The following is a 16,685-nucleotide window of genomic DNA, read 5'->3' as shown; positions in this document are numbered from 1 at the left end:
ATCTAGATTGACTGTCATTTTTTGGTACAGTCTAAGTCTAACTTTTGCTGTTGGTTATATTCTTATGGGGCTGCGACAAGCTTTCAGCAGTAAATATATAGTTAGCGACGATGCACGGGAATATATTTCTTGGATGTATCGTTACTTTAATCCAGATTTATTTCCTGGGGATTTAATCGCTGATTATTTTCAGTCGGTGACACCAATTGGATATGGTATTCTTTATAAAATCATTGCGGCTTTAGATATCGATCTAACTTTCTTTAGCAAAATTTTTCCAATAGTACTGGGACTAATTACAACTAGCTATTGCTTTCTAGTCTGTATGGAGATATTACCAGTGCCAATGGTGGGTTTTATCGCATCTTTACTTTTAAATCAAAGTCTTTGTATGCATGATGACCTCTTTTCTGCTACTCCTAGAGATTTTATTTATCCCCTATTTTTAGCTTTTCTATATTATTCAATACGGTCTTCTCGGTTAGGTATATTAATTGTACTTGCACTCCAATGTTTAATATACCCTTTAATAGGTTTTGTCGATTTATTAATTTTAGCTCTGAGATTATTTCGCTGGCAGAATGGGCAGATAACTATTTCTCAGAACCGAAAAGATTTTATTTTATTTGCAGCAGCCATGATGATTGCTGGTATTTTAATTTTACCTTATGCCATTCAATCATCACAATTTGGCCCGGCAATTACTGCTGCTGTTGCGAGAACTATGCCGGAGTACTGGGATGGAGGAAGAGTCAGCTATTTTAGTCATAATATTATTATTTATTGGTTTTTTGGTAGAGATAGCGGTTTTCTTGCTTTAATTTCACCTCCTCAACTATTATTTGGTTTTTTATTACCAATTATCCTGAAATTCCAGTCTCACTTCCTCCTAACCAAGCAACTCAAGGATGAAGTAAAACTATTACTACAAGTAGTAATAGCTAGTTTAATAATGTTTTTTATTGCCCATGCCTTAGCTTTTAAACTGCACTGGCCTAGCCGCTACACCCATCATACTTTTAAGATGGTACTTGCTCTTACAGCAGCAATCTCTATTACCTTGATTTTAGATGCTACATTTCGATGGTCGAGACAAAATGGGAGACAAATTTTAATCTTGGGGGCTACTATTATCCTTGGTGCAGGGCTCGTTTTGTACCCTAGTAGCTTCAGCTTAAAAGTTTTTCCCAAAACCCCTTATGTAGTAGGTCAAGTCCCAACATTATATAATTTTTTGCAAAAGCAACCGCAAAATATTGTCATCGCCTCTACTTCTGGAGAAGCAGATAACATACCTATCTTTGCTCAAAGAACAATTTTGGTGGGGAAAGAATATGCTTTACCGTTCCATACAAAATATTATGCTCAATTTCGCCAGAGGATGCTTGACCTTATTAATGCCCAATATACTGAAGATATTAACCAGATTAAAGACTTTATCCAAAAATACCATGTAACTTTTTGGCTATTAGAACGTTCTGCATTCACTCCAGAATATATAACTAAAAACACTTGGCTACAACAATATCAGCCAGCAGCACAACAAGCAAACGCCAACTTACAGAAGGTTCTACCTGTCTTAGCGACATTAATTAACTCTTGTGCAGTTTTGGAGACTGATAATTTAGTCCTTCTCAAAACAGAATGTATCAAAGCCGTAATCAAGACTTGAACACAATGCCCAATTATAATCAAAGCTATAGGAATCATATTTGATTTTTGTTCGCGCAGCGTGGCGTAGCCATAATTATTTGCGTAGACAGGGAGTAGGGAGTGGGGAGTGGGGAGTGGGGAAGAAGCCTTTTTGGGGTGTACTGATTTTTTTCAAAAACCAAATACTAGTCCTATATCTGATTTAAATAGCAATGCTGATGAACTACTTTGACTTAACAAAAAAAGGTTCTTCAGTAGGAATTATAGTTAGTACTGAAGAACCAAATATGTTAGATAGTGATTGTTGAAAAATACCTGAAATTGCCGCAATCTTCGGAAAAAGTTCTCCATAACAGAGATTTATGCAGTTAAGACCGAATCAACGCCTGAAATTAGACGACACAGACGATAAGCTGTTCTATGCCTATCCCCGCTTCGTCACCCATGTCGATGAAGGATTTATTCAACAGTTAACGGATTTATATAGCGATCGCCTCAAACCCAACACCCGTATTTTTGATATGATGAGCAGTTGGGTGTCTCATCTGCCAGAAGAGATGCAGTTTGACCATGTGGAGGGACACGGACTCAACGTCGAGGAACTAGCACGAAATCCCCGCTTAAATCATTACTTTGTCCAAAATCTTAACGAAAATCCGCAGCTACCTTTACCAGATGAAGATTTTGATGCTGTTCTCAATTGCGTATCTGTGCAGTATGTGCAATATCCAGAAGCAGTATTTTCCGAAATTTACCGCATCCTGAAACCCGGTGGTGTCGCAATTATCAGCTTTTCTAACCGGATGTTTTTTGAAAAGGCAATTCAAGCTTGGCGGGAGGCTTCAGAAGTAGAGCGAGTGGAATTAGTCAAAGCCTACTTCGCCTCAGTCCCAGGATTTACAACCGCAGAAGTTATAGCTCATAAGTCAACATTACCGAATTTCTTACAGTGGTTGGGTGCAGCTGGAGGAGATCCATTTTATGCCGTCATAGCTTACCGCAGTTAAACCCAGAGGTGGGTATTTCACGCCCATTGCACAGGATCTAATTGATAGTAACGTTGCAGTTGCTCATAAAGTGCCGGATGCTTGGATAGCAATTGGTGCGGTTTCTCAAAGAATGTCTCAGTCGCTACGGCAAAAAATTCTGCGGGATTCGTTGCACCATAGCTATCCATTACCGTCTTTACGCCTTGTAGAACATCATTGCAAAGTTGCTGATATGCCTCTGTCATCACCTTAGCCCAAATAGGATAGTCTGAGTTGTGTTGCAGTATAGGAACTCCTTCAGCTTTACCATCTTCTTGATCTAACTGATGGGCGAATTCATGAAGTACAACGTTACGTCCATCTTTCCAATTAGTAGTGTCTTGTTTCACCTGTTCCCAAGACACTACTAATTGGTCAGTTGTCCACGATTCACCCAGTCTTGCTACACGCCTTTCTTCAACAACATAATTTCCGATGGAATTCGTTTCCTGAACAAAATAAGCATTGGGATATACCAGAATTGAACGAAGTCTGGGGAAGTACTGTCCACGTTCATTTAGTAGGAGTAAACAGGCCACAGATGCAAGGGTCAGTTTCATTTCCTCCGTTACTTGTAATCCTCTACAGCCAATAAATTGCTTTTCTGCTAAGAATACTTGAATATGTCCCTGAAGTCGTCTGAGTTCATCGGGAGAAAGACAAGGATAAATGGGAAGATTATTCTCAATAATGGCATTCCAAAGTGGGGGAAAAGGACGATATTTCAGACGGTTTCTTCGCCTTTTAACTAGAATGGGATTGATTAAAATCCCAGTGATTATCAGCCCAATGATCAGAAAGAAAATTATTGTTTTAATCATTGACTTTTGAGCAGGTTACATATTTAAGTCACTGGTAAGCAGAAAATTTAGATAAAATAATTGTTCTTGTTGTGGCTCACTAACTAAATTTTTGACCCCGCTTCGGGGAGAGGAATAGAAGCCGGGTTTATATAGTCCTACTTAATCATTTGTGAACATCTCAGTAAGTTGGCGCGAAAAAACCGAAGTATATTACGAAACGTAAATAGGCTTAAAGCCCTTACTAATGACCAATGACCAATGACAAAGGACAGCCTTCACCAGTTAGCTTTAATTGCGCCGACCTACTTCTATTCTTTCTCTCTGTGCCCTCTGCGTCTCTGTGGTTCGTTAAAAAAATAAATTTTCACATATTTTTTCAATTATTGAAGCCCAAAAATTTTACTCTGTAAAGGTTTGATGGCAGTATCGTTACAACTGTGGAGCCGAGATATTTACCATGCAGATAGAAGGCGTTGCTAAACTAAAATCAGCAACGCCTTTTCTTGAGTATTTAATAACTACTCAGCACTCTTATTCTGCCCAAGCAATCAACCTTGGTTCATAGGGATTAGCCAGGTATTGATTTTTCGGCAATACACGCAAAGACAAGCCTTGCAAACCAGAAGCGGTATAGGTGATATTACCTGTGTAAATACTCAATTGCTGTGCATCCTCACCTTGGTAATCCATCACCACTGGCACAGCGTTGACAATCTCACCATTGGCATCGATCGCACCTTGATATAGCTCCACCTGCACATCATCATTTGTCAAAGTTGCTAAGTCAACCTTGGCTTTAACAGCAACAGTTTGGTTAACTTCAATGTCCACAGCTGCCGATACGTCAATATCTTTGATTCTGATGTTGAACCAGTGTTCGCCCAGTTTTTCTTTCCAAGCAGCTAGTTCTTTAGCTGGAGCGTAGTGATCAACAGTCAGGGTATGATAGCGATCGCTAGCCGGAAAATAAGCTCTTTGTGCATATTCTCCTACCATCCGCGCTGTATTAAAGAATGGACAATTCAACCGAATTGCATCCTTCATTTTGGCAACCCACGGACGGGGTAAGCCATCACTATCTCGATGTTCATAAAATAGCGGTACAACTTCCTTTTCTAACAACTCGTAGAGAGCATTTGCTTCTACTTCATCTTGGTAGTTAGGATCGTCGTAATTCTCTCCATGTCCAATTGCCCAGCCCGTGCGGACATAATCAGCTTCATCCCACCAGCCATCTAGTACACTTAAATTCGGCAATCCATTCATTGCGGCTTTCATGCCACTAGTACCAGAGGCTTCCCGTGGACGACGCGGTGTATTTAACCAGATATCGCAACCTGCAACCATCAACCGGGAGATGTAAATGTCGTAATTGGGAACAAACACTACCTGTTTTTCTAAATGTTGTTCGCGGATAAAGTGATTGATATCGCGGATGAGTTCTTTACCGGGAATATCCTTGGGATGTGCTTTACCAGCAATCACGAATTGCACTTTTCGGTCTTTGTTAGCCAGTAAAAGCCGCTTAATGCGTTCCAAATCACGCATCCAGAGGGTAGCGCGTTTGTAGGTGGCAAAGCGACGGGCAAAGCCAATGGTGAAAGCGTAAGGATCTAAAACTTCTTGTGCCTGGGTAATTTCCGAGGCGGAAGCGCCGCGATCGCGCAAATGCTTGACTAAATGCTCTCGCACATACAAAACCATATCTAAGCGGCAGCGTTCGTGATTGCGCCACAACTCCTCATCGGGTATGGCTTCCATCCGCTCCCACAATTGGCTGTCTGGTGGTGCTGATGACCAGTTTGGCCCCAAGTAGCGATCGTACAATTCTTGAGTCGATTTCGCAACACAACTCCGAGCATGGACACCGTTAGTAATGGCTGCGATCGGCACTTCCTCTACTGGCACCTTCTTCCACAAGCCCTGGAACATTTGCCGCGACACCACACCATGCAGTTGTGCTACACCGTTAGAAAATGTCGCCATCTTCAACGCCAGCACCGCCATACTGAAAGGCCCAGATAAATCGCCTGTATTCTCGCGCCCCAGTCCTAAAAATTGCTCCTTGGGCAACCCAAATATCTCTGCATAGTACCCCAGGTAGTACAACATTTTGTCGGGAGCGAACAAGTCAATCCCTGCTGGTACTGGCGTGTGGGTGGTAAAGATATTACTAGAAGCTACCACCTGTTTAGCTTGGGCATAATTCAGTCCCTCTTCCTGAATCAGCAAGCGGATACGCTCTAAGGCAGAGAAGGCGGCGTGACCTTCATTCATATGGTAGGCGGTCACTTTCAGCCCCAAGGCTTTGAGCATTTGCACACCACCAATTCCCAGCATGATTTCCTGGTGGATACGCATATCGATGTCGCCACCGTATAGCTGATCTGTGATGTCGTGATCGTAAGTAATGTTGGGTTCAATGTTGGTGTCCATCAAATATAGGGGCACCGTTCCCACCTGCACGCGCCAAACTCTGGCATACACCTTGCGTCCTGGATAATCTACCGCAATCCGCAGTTCTGAACCATCGGCATTGCGCTCTAGATGCAAGGGCATATTGTAGAAATCGTTGAGCAGGTAGCGTTCTTGCTGCCAGCCATCGGCGTTGAGATACTGGGCAAAGTAGCCTTGCTGATACAGTAAACCTACACCTACAAGCGGTAGCCCCAAGTCACTGGCAGACTTGAGGTGATCCCCTGCCAGAACGCCCAAGCCCCCAGAATAGACGGGCAAACAATCTACAAGTCCAAATTCCGCCGAAAAATAGGCGTAGCATTCTTTTGGTTTCTGCTCCCGTTGTTTCTGATACCAGGTGCGCTCTTGCAAATAATCTTCTAACTGACGGTCAGATCGATCCATTTGCGCTAGAAAGCCTTCATCTTCGACAACTTCCAGAAGCCGCGATTGAGAGATAGTACCCAGCATCAACACCGGGTTATGATGGCTAGACTCCCACAGGTCGGAGTCTAAGCGACGAAATAAATCTTTAGTGTCAACGTTCCAATCCCAGTGCAAGTTATATGCTAGCCGCCGCAGTGGTTCGAGTCGCGGCGGTAGTGAAGGGGATACGTTAAATGTGCGAATTGGCTGCATAGGTTGGCAAAACTCCAAGTTTAGCTATGGTTATTGTTTACTCTCTTTCCCAATGTTGCCAATTCTTTATACTGTAGTTTGTGAAAAAACGATGACTTTGTTAAGCATTGAGAATTCTTTTTAACCTCGTTGGTAAAGTTTACACCAAGGTGTTTCTAATTCTATGCGTTACCCTCAGCCCTGTACTTGGTATATTAAGATTTAATCATTTACTGGCATATCTCACTTAAAAAAATTATTTATTCAAAAATAATTTATATTTATTTTAGTATTTCTTCCGGGGATCAATTCTACGGTCTTGGCTGAGGGTGAAAATTCCTCATCGCTGTCCCCCGGAAAGTTAAATTTTTAATTATTTTTTAAGCTGTCAAAGAGGCAGGGTGAGAAAAAAGACTTAGATGATTATTTGGTTAAGGTTAGCTTAAGGAGATGCGTCATCGATAGCATAGCGTAAAGCCTTCTCTACGAGACGCTGCGCGAACGGCATAGCTTCGCTTAGAGCGAGTCATCAAGCGTCACAGCCCGTCGTGGACATCGCCTTTGGATCGTGTAAAAACTGTACCAAGCAGTTAACCAGAAAAAGCGATCGCTATCTGTCCAGTAGCAGCACTAGATGTCTAGCTCTGTCCACTGTTTGGTGAATAGCTAACTACTTGGTATTAAATATTGAAACTAAACCACGAAAATAACTTAGTAGAGTGTTATTTTATGCACCTAATGAAGGCTGATCTTTAGTATTTTTTGTCATCGTCAGAGCTACAGCTGCTGCATAAGCAATCTCCGCTGCCATTTGATAAGCAAGTTTGATACTCGATGAAGTGTCCTTGGCTTTAGGAGAGAGGGAAGCTTTTTTTCGGCGCGACTCTTGTTTGATATCACCTGCGACAATAGCTCGCTGTAAAATGATCCAGGCATCTAGGTCTTCTGAGTCATAATTACTTTGAAGTTGCGATCGCAGTTGATCTTCGGCTCCAACACTCAGATAGCCAGTAGTTAGAGCTTCTTGCACAATTTTTTTAATTAAAGCCATAATTTGAACCAAGTGTGTGAGTTAAAACCGATACCTCAATTTGGGTGTTTGATGTTCTTTTGTGGACTTCTCCTGAAAACTAAGCTACGTTTTAGCTCTCTCTCAATAGAATTTATAATAAGTAGTATTAAGAACGCATCCCCCGCTTGGCTCACCCGAATGGGTGATTTACAATTTGTAGACAAAAATGCCAATTAACCGCTTAGAGTATTTTTCAACTCCCCATCCTCAAGGGATTTTATTTAAGTGTATAAAATTATTTGGGAGTAGCGTAGGCTTTGCCCAATCTAGGCATTGCTCCAGTAAAAAAGTTAACTGATTTCCACCATTCTCATTAACAAGCAACCTGGAAATCAACTTATTTATTAAGAGTGTTCCACTAAAAATAAAATGTGTTATCGTTAAAAACAATTGTTATTAAAAACCATTCATCTAATTATAAACGTGAATTGGTTAGTCTGTAAATCATCCGTGTGCAACATGATTGGAGCAGCATACTCTAGAAATTCGTTGCAAGAAAGCCGTCATAGCAGTCGGGGAAGCGCTTACTTGTTTGCACCGATGGTTAACTTCAATGTGATGGCTGATGTGGGAGATAATCCACCCTAATTGGGTTTTATTTGGGCAAAAATACCCAGAAAAATCCAACAATAATTACATTGTCATGCTAGGCAAAAATTTTATCTAAATCTTTGAAATAGTCTAGTCAAATGTATTTTTTGTTGCAAAATAGCTTGTGGAACTGAGTTGTTTCAAAAGACTAAAACCGCTTGAGAGAAAGTAGCCTCAAAGCAAACAACTCTATCCCTAGTTGCGTAACAAGCTTTGCAAATTTACTGGATAACCAAAACAGTATCCTATTTAAACCAGCAAATTTTCCCATCAGACAATTTAATCGTCTGAGGTTTGGCCTGGCAATGCACTGAAATTGTTTTGTTAATTTAGCTGATGAAAAAGAAGCCAAATTTTTACGTGAACATCTCAGTGAAAGCAAATACACTACACCATAGGAAAAAGAAGATTCCTGCTCCCTCTCCGTGAGTTCGGAGAAGGCTGGGGTGAAGTTTAGGCTTTCTACACTCATTGAGATGCTCCCCAAAAGCTTCTAGCGAATTAACGCAATTTTGCATATAAATTGAGTGATTCTACACACCTAAGTTCAAGAATTGCTCACATACTCAAAGCCATGCTCTGGTTTTTCAAATGTTGGAAAACCACCTAAAAATATGGGAAAAATTCGGTAATATTGACAATTGACTTTCGGTGTCAATGAATACTAGCACTGTTGGTATTGGCAAAAGATTAGGATACAGCCAAAACAACTTTCAAGACTGTCAACAACAATTGATTCAAGAGATATGTAACCATGCCTAACGAGCAATATTTTTCAAAATTGCAGCGCGTGCAAGAACTTTTAGTAACTACGGTGTTAGGAGATATTCCGACACTTCTTCTGGGGTCAAAGCTGCGTAATTTGGGATATCGTAGTATTTTTGCCCAGATAGGTAGCCCAGTGTATATTCAAAATGGTGTTGAATTTAACGGTACTTCGTGTATTGAGATCGGCAGTGGAGTCTATATTTTCAAGGGTGTGCGGATGGATGCTAGAGGACACAAAAATAATAGAATTCATCTAGGAAATAGAGTCGCTATTGAGCGTAACGTTGATATAGGGTCTTTGGAAGATACGTATATACATATTGATGAAGACACCTTCATTGCTCCCAACGTGTGTATTGAGGGGCCAGGAGACATTAAAATTGGTAAACACTGCTTGATTGCTGCCCAATCAGGGATATATGCCAATAATCATAATTTTGCCGATCCGATGGAGCCGATTAAATACCAAGGTGTTACTCGCAAGGGAATTGTGATTGAGGATGATTGTTGGCTAGGACATGGGGTAACAGTATTAGATGGCGTTACTATCGGCAAAGGCAGTGTTATTGGTGCGGGAGCAGTTGTTAATAGAGATATTCCTCCTTTCTCCGTTGCTGTAGGTATACCTGCACGAGTAATCAAAAACAGAATTGGCAAAGACTTAAGCATTAGTTCAAACTGAGAAATAGGGCATGGGGGATTGGGCATGGGGCATTGGGCATGGGACATGGGGCATTGGGCATGGGCATAATAACTATCTCCTGTAACTTGTAACCTGTTTCCTTTTTTTTAAGAAACCTTTGCTGTTAGTCAACGTCACAAGAACAAACAGTCTCTGAGTTGAATGGCACGCTTGTAAAGCCCAAAGGCTTGTGTTGCCTCGTTCCCAGCCTCCAGGCTGGGAATGTATTCCGAGAGGTTCTACCTCTGGTCAGGGCAAGGGCTGTATTTTAACTTAGTGCCATTCGTCTCTGAGTTATTTCTTAAGGGCATCTAAAAGTCAGACAACTGACACCTTGCACCATTCTCAAAAACCGTAGGAAAGGTAGTGCCAGTCCACAGTCCCCAATTCCTAGTCCCAAGTCCCCAGAGTCCTCTAAAAAAGGGACGAGATTTGGGTAATATAAAGGAGCTATGTTTTCTGCATGGCAGATCCTGAAAGAAAAGCTCTCTTTAGTCTTACCCGTTGGAGATATTTCTATGCTGACTTTAAAAATCGCTGTTTATATTGTTGTTGCCTTCTTCGTCGCTCTCTTCATCTTCGGATTTTTATCGAACGATCCTGCTCGTAACCCCGGCCGTCGGGACTCAGAGTAAAAGAACGTTGAAGAAGAATGCAGAATCCAGAATTCAGAATTCAGCAATCAATCAGTCGGGGATTGGGACCCTCCACTGAATTGTTGCACCACCAAATCTACGATTTGGTGGGGTCTTAAACCCGGTTATTCATCCGCCAATCGTACAGAATTCATTCTGAATTCTGACGACTGGCGCCTTTATTCTGTTCGATAAATCATCCGCGACTTTGGAAGGCGGAAGATACTAAACGCCACGGAAACTTACTAAACTTTCACCTAGTAAGTTTCCTCTTCCAAGTGGCTTACTCCAGGTAGCAGAAGACGACAGTCGGAAGGCAAAATGTATATTTATCCTTCCGTCCGTCATTTGGCTGTTTGTTAGCCCGATTTTGCTCAAATATGCTTCATCCAGTTCTGCCGCCCGATCCGCCTCCGATCCTCGAATCTTTACAACCTGTAAATCCCGCCTCATCTGCTAGTCATTCAAAGTTTCTTTCAGGTGTCGAGACTGGAATACACGAAAAGATAGACAAATTCAAGCAGCCCAAGGCTTTGGCTCAGTTGGCAATTGCGGGTGACACTAAGATTGATCCGCCATTGCCAACTGTGATCAACTCAACTCAGGATGACTTGGTAGTTGCCAAAACTTCCTCTATACCTCATTCACCAGAAACCTTTCCACTAGAATTTTCCCCCATTACCGCTTCTAGGAGTGCTGCACTTTTGGGGCAGCCGGTAGTAGTTGGTTATCCTATGGAGGAGGTTCTAGCCCCTAATCGCCATCAGACCAGTAAGACTCAAAACCCCTACGGAGTGCGAATTGGGACAGATGGGGAGAAACTTCCCCCATTCTCCATACTCTCTGCTCCTCTGCCTACGCTTGACGTTGCTCCAAGTGTCACAAACACCGAGAAGTTAGTTGAGTCGAAGGCGGAAATTTTAGCTGAGAAGTTAACCCAACAAAAACAGCAAAGTGATATTACTGCACAACAGTCTTCAGGACAAGAGAATATCTCTGTATCTGCTGCTGATCTTGCACCGAGTTCTCAATCAGTACAAAATTTTATAGAATTCAAGTCTCGCAGCCCGACAAACCAACTCTCAGCACCCATCACTGTAGAATTTAAGTCCCAAAGCCAGCAACAAAGCCAAGCACCAACACCTACGCCACAGGTCAATACCACTAATCAGCCACAAAGTCAACCATCTGGTACAACTGCACCAGCTAGCACGCCGCCAGCCAGACCGAGAATTGTGGAAGTTACTTCAGATCGGCAAGAGTATGACGAGCAACGGCGAATTGTTACAGCTGTAGGTAATGTAGTTGTGCGATTTGATGGGGCGGTGGTGGATGCCGATCGCCTGCAAGTCAATTTGGACAATTTGATCGCTGCGGGGGAAGGCAACGTAACTTTAACCCGGGGCGATCAGATACTGCGTGGACAACGCTTTACTTATAACTTTGTTCAAGATAGTGGGGAACTGGAAAATGGTAGAGGAGAAATTTATGTACCCTCAGCACAAACAGATTTTGCTTTCTCACCCACCGATGTAACGGCTAGTGGAGTCTCAAAACTTCCGCCAAGCGATCGCATTAGAGCCAATCAGCCCCTTTCCGGTGTGAGCAGCCCTGGAGGAATTGATGTAACAATTGGTGGTCAGGCAGCCGCTACCAATATCCCGCCACCGAAATCAGGGGGTGTAGTCAATCGGCTCAGGTTTGAAGCTGAACATATTGATTTCTATCCGCAAGGCTGGCAAGGAAGCGATGTCCGCATCACCAACGATCCTTTTTCGCCCCCAGAACTAGAATTACGCGCAGATAAAGTAACTCTGACGCGAGAGACACCCTTGGTAGACCGGATCAGGACACAGGGACAGCGTTTGGTATTGGATCAAACATTGTCTTTACCAATTCCGGTGGATGAGCATACTATTGACCGCCGGGAGCGGGACGTTACACCCTTTATAGTCTCCCCTGGCTTTGATGGAACTGATCGGGGTGGTTTTTATATTCAGCGTGGCTTTTCAGTGATTAGTACAAGCCAGACTCGCTGGACGATCACACCCCAGTTATTATTAGAGAGAGCTGTGCAAGAAGGCACGGGTGACTTAGGCGCACTGTTTGGTTTGAAGACAACGATAAATTCCGTTTTGAGTCCACGGACAACATTTCAGGGGACTGGGCAGTTAACCAGTCTTGACTTGAGCCAGGTGGAAAACAATTTGCGGGCGAATTTTGCATTGCGCCAGACATTAGGCGATCGCCTTCCCTACATCTTTAATCTGCAATATAATTACCGCGATCGCCTCTACAACGGTAGCCTCGGCTTTCAAACTGTCCAGAGCAGTTTTGGCGGCATTATTACCTCTCCTCTGATTCCTTTAGGAAAAAGTGGCATTAACCTCAACTATCAGGCTAGCGCTCAGTATATCGATGCCAACACCGATCGCCAAGACTTACTAAAACCACAGCGTGAAAACGATCGCATCTCACTAGGTCGTTTACAAGGCAGCGCTACCCTCAGTCGTGGGCTGTTACTGTGGCAAGGAAAACCATTACCACCCACTGCCACTGAGGGATTACGATACACGGCAAAACCTGTAGTTCCTTACTTGCAAGCGATCGCTGCCATCACAGGCACTAGCAGTTATTACAGCAATGGTGATAACCAAAGCATCTTAACTGGTACAATTGGCTTACAAGGTCAAATTGGTCATTTTTCTCGACCTTTTTTAGACTATACCGCCTTTAATATTAGTTATTCCCAAGGGTTAAATAACGGATTATCACCCTTTTTGTTTGATCGCTCCGTTGATAACAAAGTGTTGAGTGGTGGGATATCACAGCAAATCTACGGCCCTGTTCGCTTAGGCTTCCAAACATCTGTTAACTTGGATACTGGTATAGAAACTAGCACCGACTACATTTTGGAATATAGCCGTCGCACGTATGGCATCACCTTGCGTTACAATCCGGTGCTGGAGTTAGGCGGGTTCAGCATCAGAATTAGTGATTTTAACTGGGGTGGCGGCACTGATCCATTTTCGGAAGTTAAGCCAGTAGTAAACGGTGTGCAACAGGAGAATTAGTCAAACAGTTACGGCAGAATTCCGAATTCAGGAGTCAGAATTCAGAAGTAAAACAGGCTTTATACCTGGCTTTGAGACGAATCGTTGTGTACTTCACCTTCCTTGAATGCTGTATCAGTGATCAAAGGAATCACTCTCACGCCTAAGAAACTTCACCGCCCTAGCTTCCGAATAAGTTGATGCCGCACCAGGTATTCTCAGCTTGGCATAGTCGCCGCTTAGTTGAACACTTGACGGTAGTTGGTGTAGGGTTGCACAGCATCTTTGCACTGCGGCTTGGTACTCTCGCCATTGCTTGCGGATTGCAATACTTGCAGCATCGTTACCTAAATCTGAAAATCTTAGCCCCGCTCGAATCAGCCAAGATTCCACGTCAGTTGTTTCACCAACTATTTCTGGAATGGGATTAATGTTTTCCATGAGTAATATCTTTTATGCGTATTCAAAATTTGTCATTTCACTTTAAGAGAAACTACTTATAATAGCTAATATAATTGCTTATCAAAATCATAAATAAAAATGATTAAAAAAATGGCTCATATCTGAGTATCCATACTCAGATATGACAGAAGGAATTACTATTAACCCAAGTTGCTATAGGAATCCAGTTTGAATTTTGAAAACATACTGAGACTTAAATCTAAATACAGCAAGGATTTTTCTCTAAATAGTTTCCTCCAAGAATGGGGAGAGCGATCGCTATGCATCCTCGCTTGAATGATAAGTGATATCTACGACGTCAAGCTACACTTTGGCTGTTATCGCTGCTCTCAAAAATTGGTAGAGTTGATAAGACTACCGAACAGCTTTGGGGAGTATCATCGGCAATGCCCATCTATAGAAAACGCTACGCAAACAATTGGGACGAAATAGCGATGCCTACGGCGGTAAACTAAGCTGTCAAACAAGCGGCTCGGTGGCAATGTCAGCACTGTAGGCAAAAGTGTTTGCGACAAGAGCGAGAAGCCAAAGGGACTGTCCCGCTCTGAATGGACAGTAATGACACTCTCGTTACACCATGCCAATTTTACGCCTGAAGATAACCGACTTGAAAACCTAATCCCGCTCTGCACCCCATGCCATATTTCACTGCATAGTCGGGCGCGAAGGCGGTCAAATACCTCACCTGGACAGCTAGAATTGCCAAATTTCAGGCTCAATAACTTTCATGCTGATCTCCTTTTAAATTTATACAAAAAATTTGATGGATCAATGTTGTAGAAATTGTGGTAATAATTTGCGATTTGTGATAGGAATCGAGCCTTGGCTTAACCCAAGTTCTTCAATACTTTCAGACGGAACTGTTTCAGACGGAACTGTTTCAGACGGAACTGTTTCAGACGGAACTGTTTCAGACGGAACTGTTTCAGGCGGAACTGTTTCAGGCGGAACTGTTTCAGGCGGAACTGTTTCAGGCGGAACTATTTCAGGCGGAACTGTTTCAGGCGGAACTGTTTCAGGCGGAACTGTTTCAGGCGGAACTATTTCAGGCGGAACTATTTCAGGCGGAACTATTTCAGGCGGAACTGTTTCAGGCGGAACTGTTTCAGGCGGAACTGTTTCAGGCGGAACTGTTTCAGGCGGAACTGTTTCAGGCGGAACTGTTTCACCAGGGTTCCCGGCTCCATCCATACTTCCGCCCAAGAGGGGCTTTGCTTCTAGGATAAAAATATTTCCGCCAGGGAGTCCGCCGTCGCGAATCATGAAGGCGGCGGCTGCCAAAGAGCCGATACCACCACCCAACAGATAAGCATTAGATTCCTTAACCATGTCAATTGACTCCCTGACGAGTTTAGTTTAACTAGTTCCGTGGGTTTAAGTACCCCGGTTCTATAACCGGTAAGTTTTGTGTTGGAGTAAAATCCCCATTACAAAACTTAATTACGTTCGCGTAGCATGCCGGAGGCTCTATTACGAATTACGAATTATTTTAATCGTGTCTTACGTCTTTTGTAGCCTAAATTTAAAGTTAAGGAGTTGCAGAGAAATAAGATACCATGTAATCTAGGGTTAAATCACCCAAAACGAGGTGAATGATTTAATCAGGGTTATCAAAAGCGAGCTTTTGTTTTGCCACGCAACTTGGGTTATTATGGCTCTCGTTTGGATGCAATACATGGTAGGGGCACAGAAAAAGCTCATCCGTGTTAACTTAACGTGAAAGCCAGTCTATAAGCAGCTTTTAAGATTGTCTCGAAAAGAAGTCTCCGACTCTTAATGCATTGCGAGAGGGCTGCCGCCTCAAGACTTGCGGCAGAGCCGCAACGAGCAGTATTTCCAGCCAGAGGCTGTGGAAACGAGGTTTGAAAAGGGTTTTGGCTTAACCCTGTTTTGTCACTCTGGGAAAATAAAAATCAAAGCCAAATTTTGAACTGTAGATAGAACGGGCATTTGAGCGTTTATTTTCTAACACAATGGCTAAAATCATGGTTTTTTGGTAAAAGTCTTATGCTGTAAGCATTACAGATTATTCTCTCCCGAAAGTGATAAAAGAGGGTTAACTTGACACCAATGAGCATTGCTGTGCCCCTACGAATGGTACGCCAGTTCGCCCAAGTCGGGAAACCCGCCCAGGCGACTGGCTCCTGTATTCTATGCAATTAAGAACCGCGATACTAGGGCTGGCAAACATCATTGCTTTAGCTTATGAATAAGCTGTTTTCTAGCTCGTAATTACTAGAAGCGATAGCCTAATCCGGCTTGGAAGCTAAGGGCATCAGCATCACTATTTCTGTAAGCGTCAATACCCCATTTAGTATCGCCATAGGCAATGACATTGTTGCTAACTTCTGATTCAATACCAAGGGTGACTACAGGTGCATTCTGATTGCCCAATGGGGTTTTTTGACCTTCGTCAGTTACAAAAGAATAACCACCACCGAAGTAAATATTAGTATTTTTGGCAATGGGCGCATCATAAGTCACTATGGGCATAATCGCGGCAGCATCACCACCATACAGCACAGAACCCCGGACTGAAAGAGGTGTTTTGGGAACGGCGTATCGTCCTTGGATATTGCCACCAACTTGTGCTTCATCATTTCCTTGTCCGCCACTGGTTGCACCAACAGCAATCCCAGCACCGATGTAATTACCGTTTGTACCGGCTGTTTGAGCAGAAGCAATTCCCGCCGAAAGGACGATTGAAGCAACAGCAAATACAGAGGCAGCTAATTTTGTAAATTTCATAGGATTCTTCTCACCAAAGTTAAGTAAAATCAATCTTCTCTAGTACTAGAATCTCTTTTTTTACAAAATGTAACCTCGCACATTTGGTTCACCCAAGTGGCTGAATTATTGTTCA

At 42.8% G+C, this 16,685-nt stretch carries 12 protein-coding genes; 6 read left to right on the top strand and 6 right to left on the bottom strand.

All coding sequences use genetic code 11. The features are described 5' to 3' along the window. Nucleotides 1-64: 64 nt before the first annotated feature. Both V7L05_RS31380 and V7L05_RS31375 read left to right on the top strand, forming a co-directional pair. Nucleotides 65-1,672 (top strand): hypothetical protein, encoded by a 1,608-nt coding sequence (locus tag V7L05_RS31380; RefSeq protein ID WP_335170094.1) that lies wholly within the window; start codon nt 65-67, stop codon nt 1,670-1,672. A gap of 343 nt (nt 1,673-2,015) precedes the next feature. Next, nucleotides 2,016-2,660, top strand: coding sequence for a class I SAM-dependent methyltransferase (locus V7L05_RS31375; protein WP_335170092.1), 645 nt, complete (start codon nt 2,016-2,018; stop codon nt 2,658-2,660). Nucleotides 2,661-2,677: 17 nt separating this feature from the next. Here V7L05_RS31375 and V7L05_RS31370 read toward each other — a convergent pair whose 3' ends face one another. The 3 genes from V7L05_RS31370 to V7L05_RS31360 all read right to left on the bottom strand — a co-directional run bounded on the left by V7L05_RS31370 (nt 2,678) and on the right by V7L05_RS31360 (nt 7,610). Continuing rightward, the gene (locus tag V7L05_RS31370) at nt 2,678-3,502 is read right to left on the bottom strand and encodes a zinc-dependent peptidase (RefSeq protein ID WP_335170091.1); all 825 of its coding nucleotides are present in this window, start codon (nt 3,500-3,502) and stop codon (nt 2,678-2,680) included. Nucleotides 3,503-4,015: 513 nt separating this feature from the next. Beyond that, complete coding sequence (gene glgP, locus V7L05_RS31365) at nt 4,016-6,580, bottom strand: alpha-glucan family phosphorylase (RefSeq protein WP_335170089.1); 2,565 nt, start codon at nt 6,578-6,580, stop codon at nt 4,016-4,018. Between the two features lie 706 nt (nt 6,581-7,286). Beyond that, complete coding sequence (locus V7L05_RS31360) at nt 7,287-7,610, bottom strand: hypothetical protein (RefSeq protein WP_335170088.1); 324 nt, start codon at nt 7,608-7,610, stop codon at nt 7,287-7,289. A gap of 471 nt (nt 7,611-8,081) precedes the next feature. Between V7L05_RS31360 and V7L05_RS31355 the strand changes: the two genes are divergently transcribed. From V7L05_RS31355 to V7L05_RS31340, 4 genes are all read left to right on the top strand, one after another. After that, nucleotides 8,082-8,219 carry a hypothetical protein gene (locus V7L05_RS31355; RefSeq protein ID WP_174707946.1) on the top strand — a complete coding sequence of 46 codons (138 nt, stop codon included), beginning with the start codon at nt 8,082-8,084 and terminating at the stop codon, nt 8,217-8,219. A gap of 757 nt (nt 8,220-8,976) precedes the next feature. Beyond that, nucleotides 8,977-9,672 carry an acyltransferase gene (locus tag V7L05_RS31350; RefSeq protein ID WP_335170086.1) on the top strand — a complete coding sequence of 232 codons (696 nt, stop codon included), beginning with the start codon at nt 8,977-8,979 and terminating at the stop codon, nt 9,670-9,672. A gap of 518 nt (nt 9,673-10,190) precedes the next feature. Continuing rightward, nucleotides 10,191-10,307: a photosystem II reaction center protein I gene (locus tag V7L05_RS31345; protein WP_334950308.1), complete on the top strand. Its 117-nt coding sequence runs from the start codon at nt 10,191-10,193 to the stop codon at nt 10,305-10,307. 380 nt (nt 10,308-10,687) lie between these two features. Further along, on the top strand, nt 10,688-13,381 hold the full coding sequence (locus V7L05_RS31340; RefSeq protein ID WP_335170084.1) for a DUF3769 domain-containing protein: 2,694 nt from the start codon (nt 10,688-10,690) through the stop codon (nt 13,379-13,381). Between the two features lie 114 nt (nt 13,382-13,495). On the opposite strand, the gene V7L05_RS31335 is transcribed toward V7L05_RS31340, so the two are convergent. From V7L05_RS31335 to V7L05_RS31325, 3 genes are all read right to left on the bottom strand, one after another. After that, the gene (locus V7L05_RS31335) at nt 13,496-13,801 is read right to left on the bottom strand and encodes a hypothetical protein (RefSeq protein ID WP_335170083.1); all 306 of its coding nucleotides are present in this window, start codon (nt 13,799-13,801) and stop codon (nt 13,496-13,498) included. Nucleotides 13,802-14,590: 789 nt separating this feature from the next. Beyond that, complete coding sequence (locus V7L05_RS31330) at nt 14,591-15,151, bottom strand: oleate hydratase (protein ID WP_335170081.1); 561 nt, start codon at nt 15,149-15,151, stop codon at nt 14,591-14,593. A gap of 906 nt (nt 15,152-16,057) precedes the next feature. Next, nucleotides 16,058-16,570: an outer membrane beta-barrel protein gene (locus V7L05_RS31325; protein ID WP_335170079.1), complete on the bottom strand. Its 513-nt coding sequence runs from the start codon at nt 16,568-16,570 to the stop codon at nt 16,058-16,060. Nucleotides 16,571-16,685: the final 115 nt, after the last annotated feature.

This window comes from Nostoc sp. (genome assembly GCF_036917755.1).
In the GTDB taxonomy this organism is placed as follows: domain Bacteria; phylum Cyanobacteriota; class Cyanobacteriia; order Cyanobacteriales; family Nostocaceae; genus Nostoc.
The sequence above is the reverse complement of the archived record's forward strand: the minus strand, read 5'-3'. Positions and strand labels throughout refer to the sequence as shown.

What these genes read in the sequence shown, in the direction of transcription:
- V7L05_RS31380 (WP_335170094.1), top strand. Translation starts at nt 65, where the DNA reads ATGGGGCTGCGACAAGCTTTCAGCAGTAAATATATAGTTAGCGACGAT.
- V7L05_RS31375 (WP_335170092.1), top strand. Translation starts at nt 2,016, where the DNA reads ATGCAGTTAAGACCGAATCAACGCCTGAAATTAGACGACACAGACGAT.
- V7L05_RS31370 (WP_335170091.1), bottom strand. Translation starts at nt 3,502, where the DNA reads ATGATTAAAACAATAATTTTCTTTCTGATCATTGGGCTGATAATCACT.
- glgP (WP_335170089.1), bottom strand. Translation starts at nt 6,580, where the DNA reads ATGCAGCCAATTCGCACATTTAACGTATCCCCTTCACTACCGCCGCGA.
- V7L05_RS31360 (WP_335170088.1), bottom strand. Translation starts at nt 7,610, where the DNA reads ATGGCTTTAATTAAAAAAATTGTGCAAGAAGCTCTAACTACTGGCTAT.
- V7L05_RS31350 (WP_335170086.1), top strand. Translation starts at nt 8,977, where the DNA reads ATGCCTAACGAGCAATATTTTTCAAAATTGCAGCGCGTGCAAGAACTT.
- V7L05_RS31345 (WP_334950308.1), top strand. Translation starts at nt 10,191, where the DNA reads ATGCTGACTTTAAAAATCGCTGTTTATATTGTTGTTGCCTTCTTCGTC.
- V7L05_RS31340 (WP_335170084.1), top strand. Translation starts at nt 10,688, where the DNA reads ATGCTTCATCCAGTTCTGCCGCCCGATCCGCCTCCGATCCTCGAATCT.
- V7L05_RS31335 (WP_335170083.1), bottom strand. Translation starts at nt 13,801, where the DNA reads ATGGAAAACATTAATCCCATTCCAGAAATAGTTGGTGAAACAACTGAC.
- V7L05_RS31330 (WP_335170081.1), bottom strand. Translation starts at nt 15,151, where the DNA reads ATGGTTAAGGAATCTAATGCTTATCTGTTGGGTGGTGGTATCGGCTCT.
- V7L05_RS31325 (WP_335170079.1), bottom strand. Translation starts at nt 16,570, where the DNA reads ATGAAATTTACAAAATTAGCTGCCTCTGTATTTGCTGTTGCTTCAATC.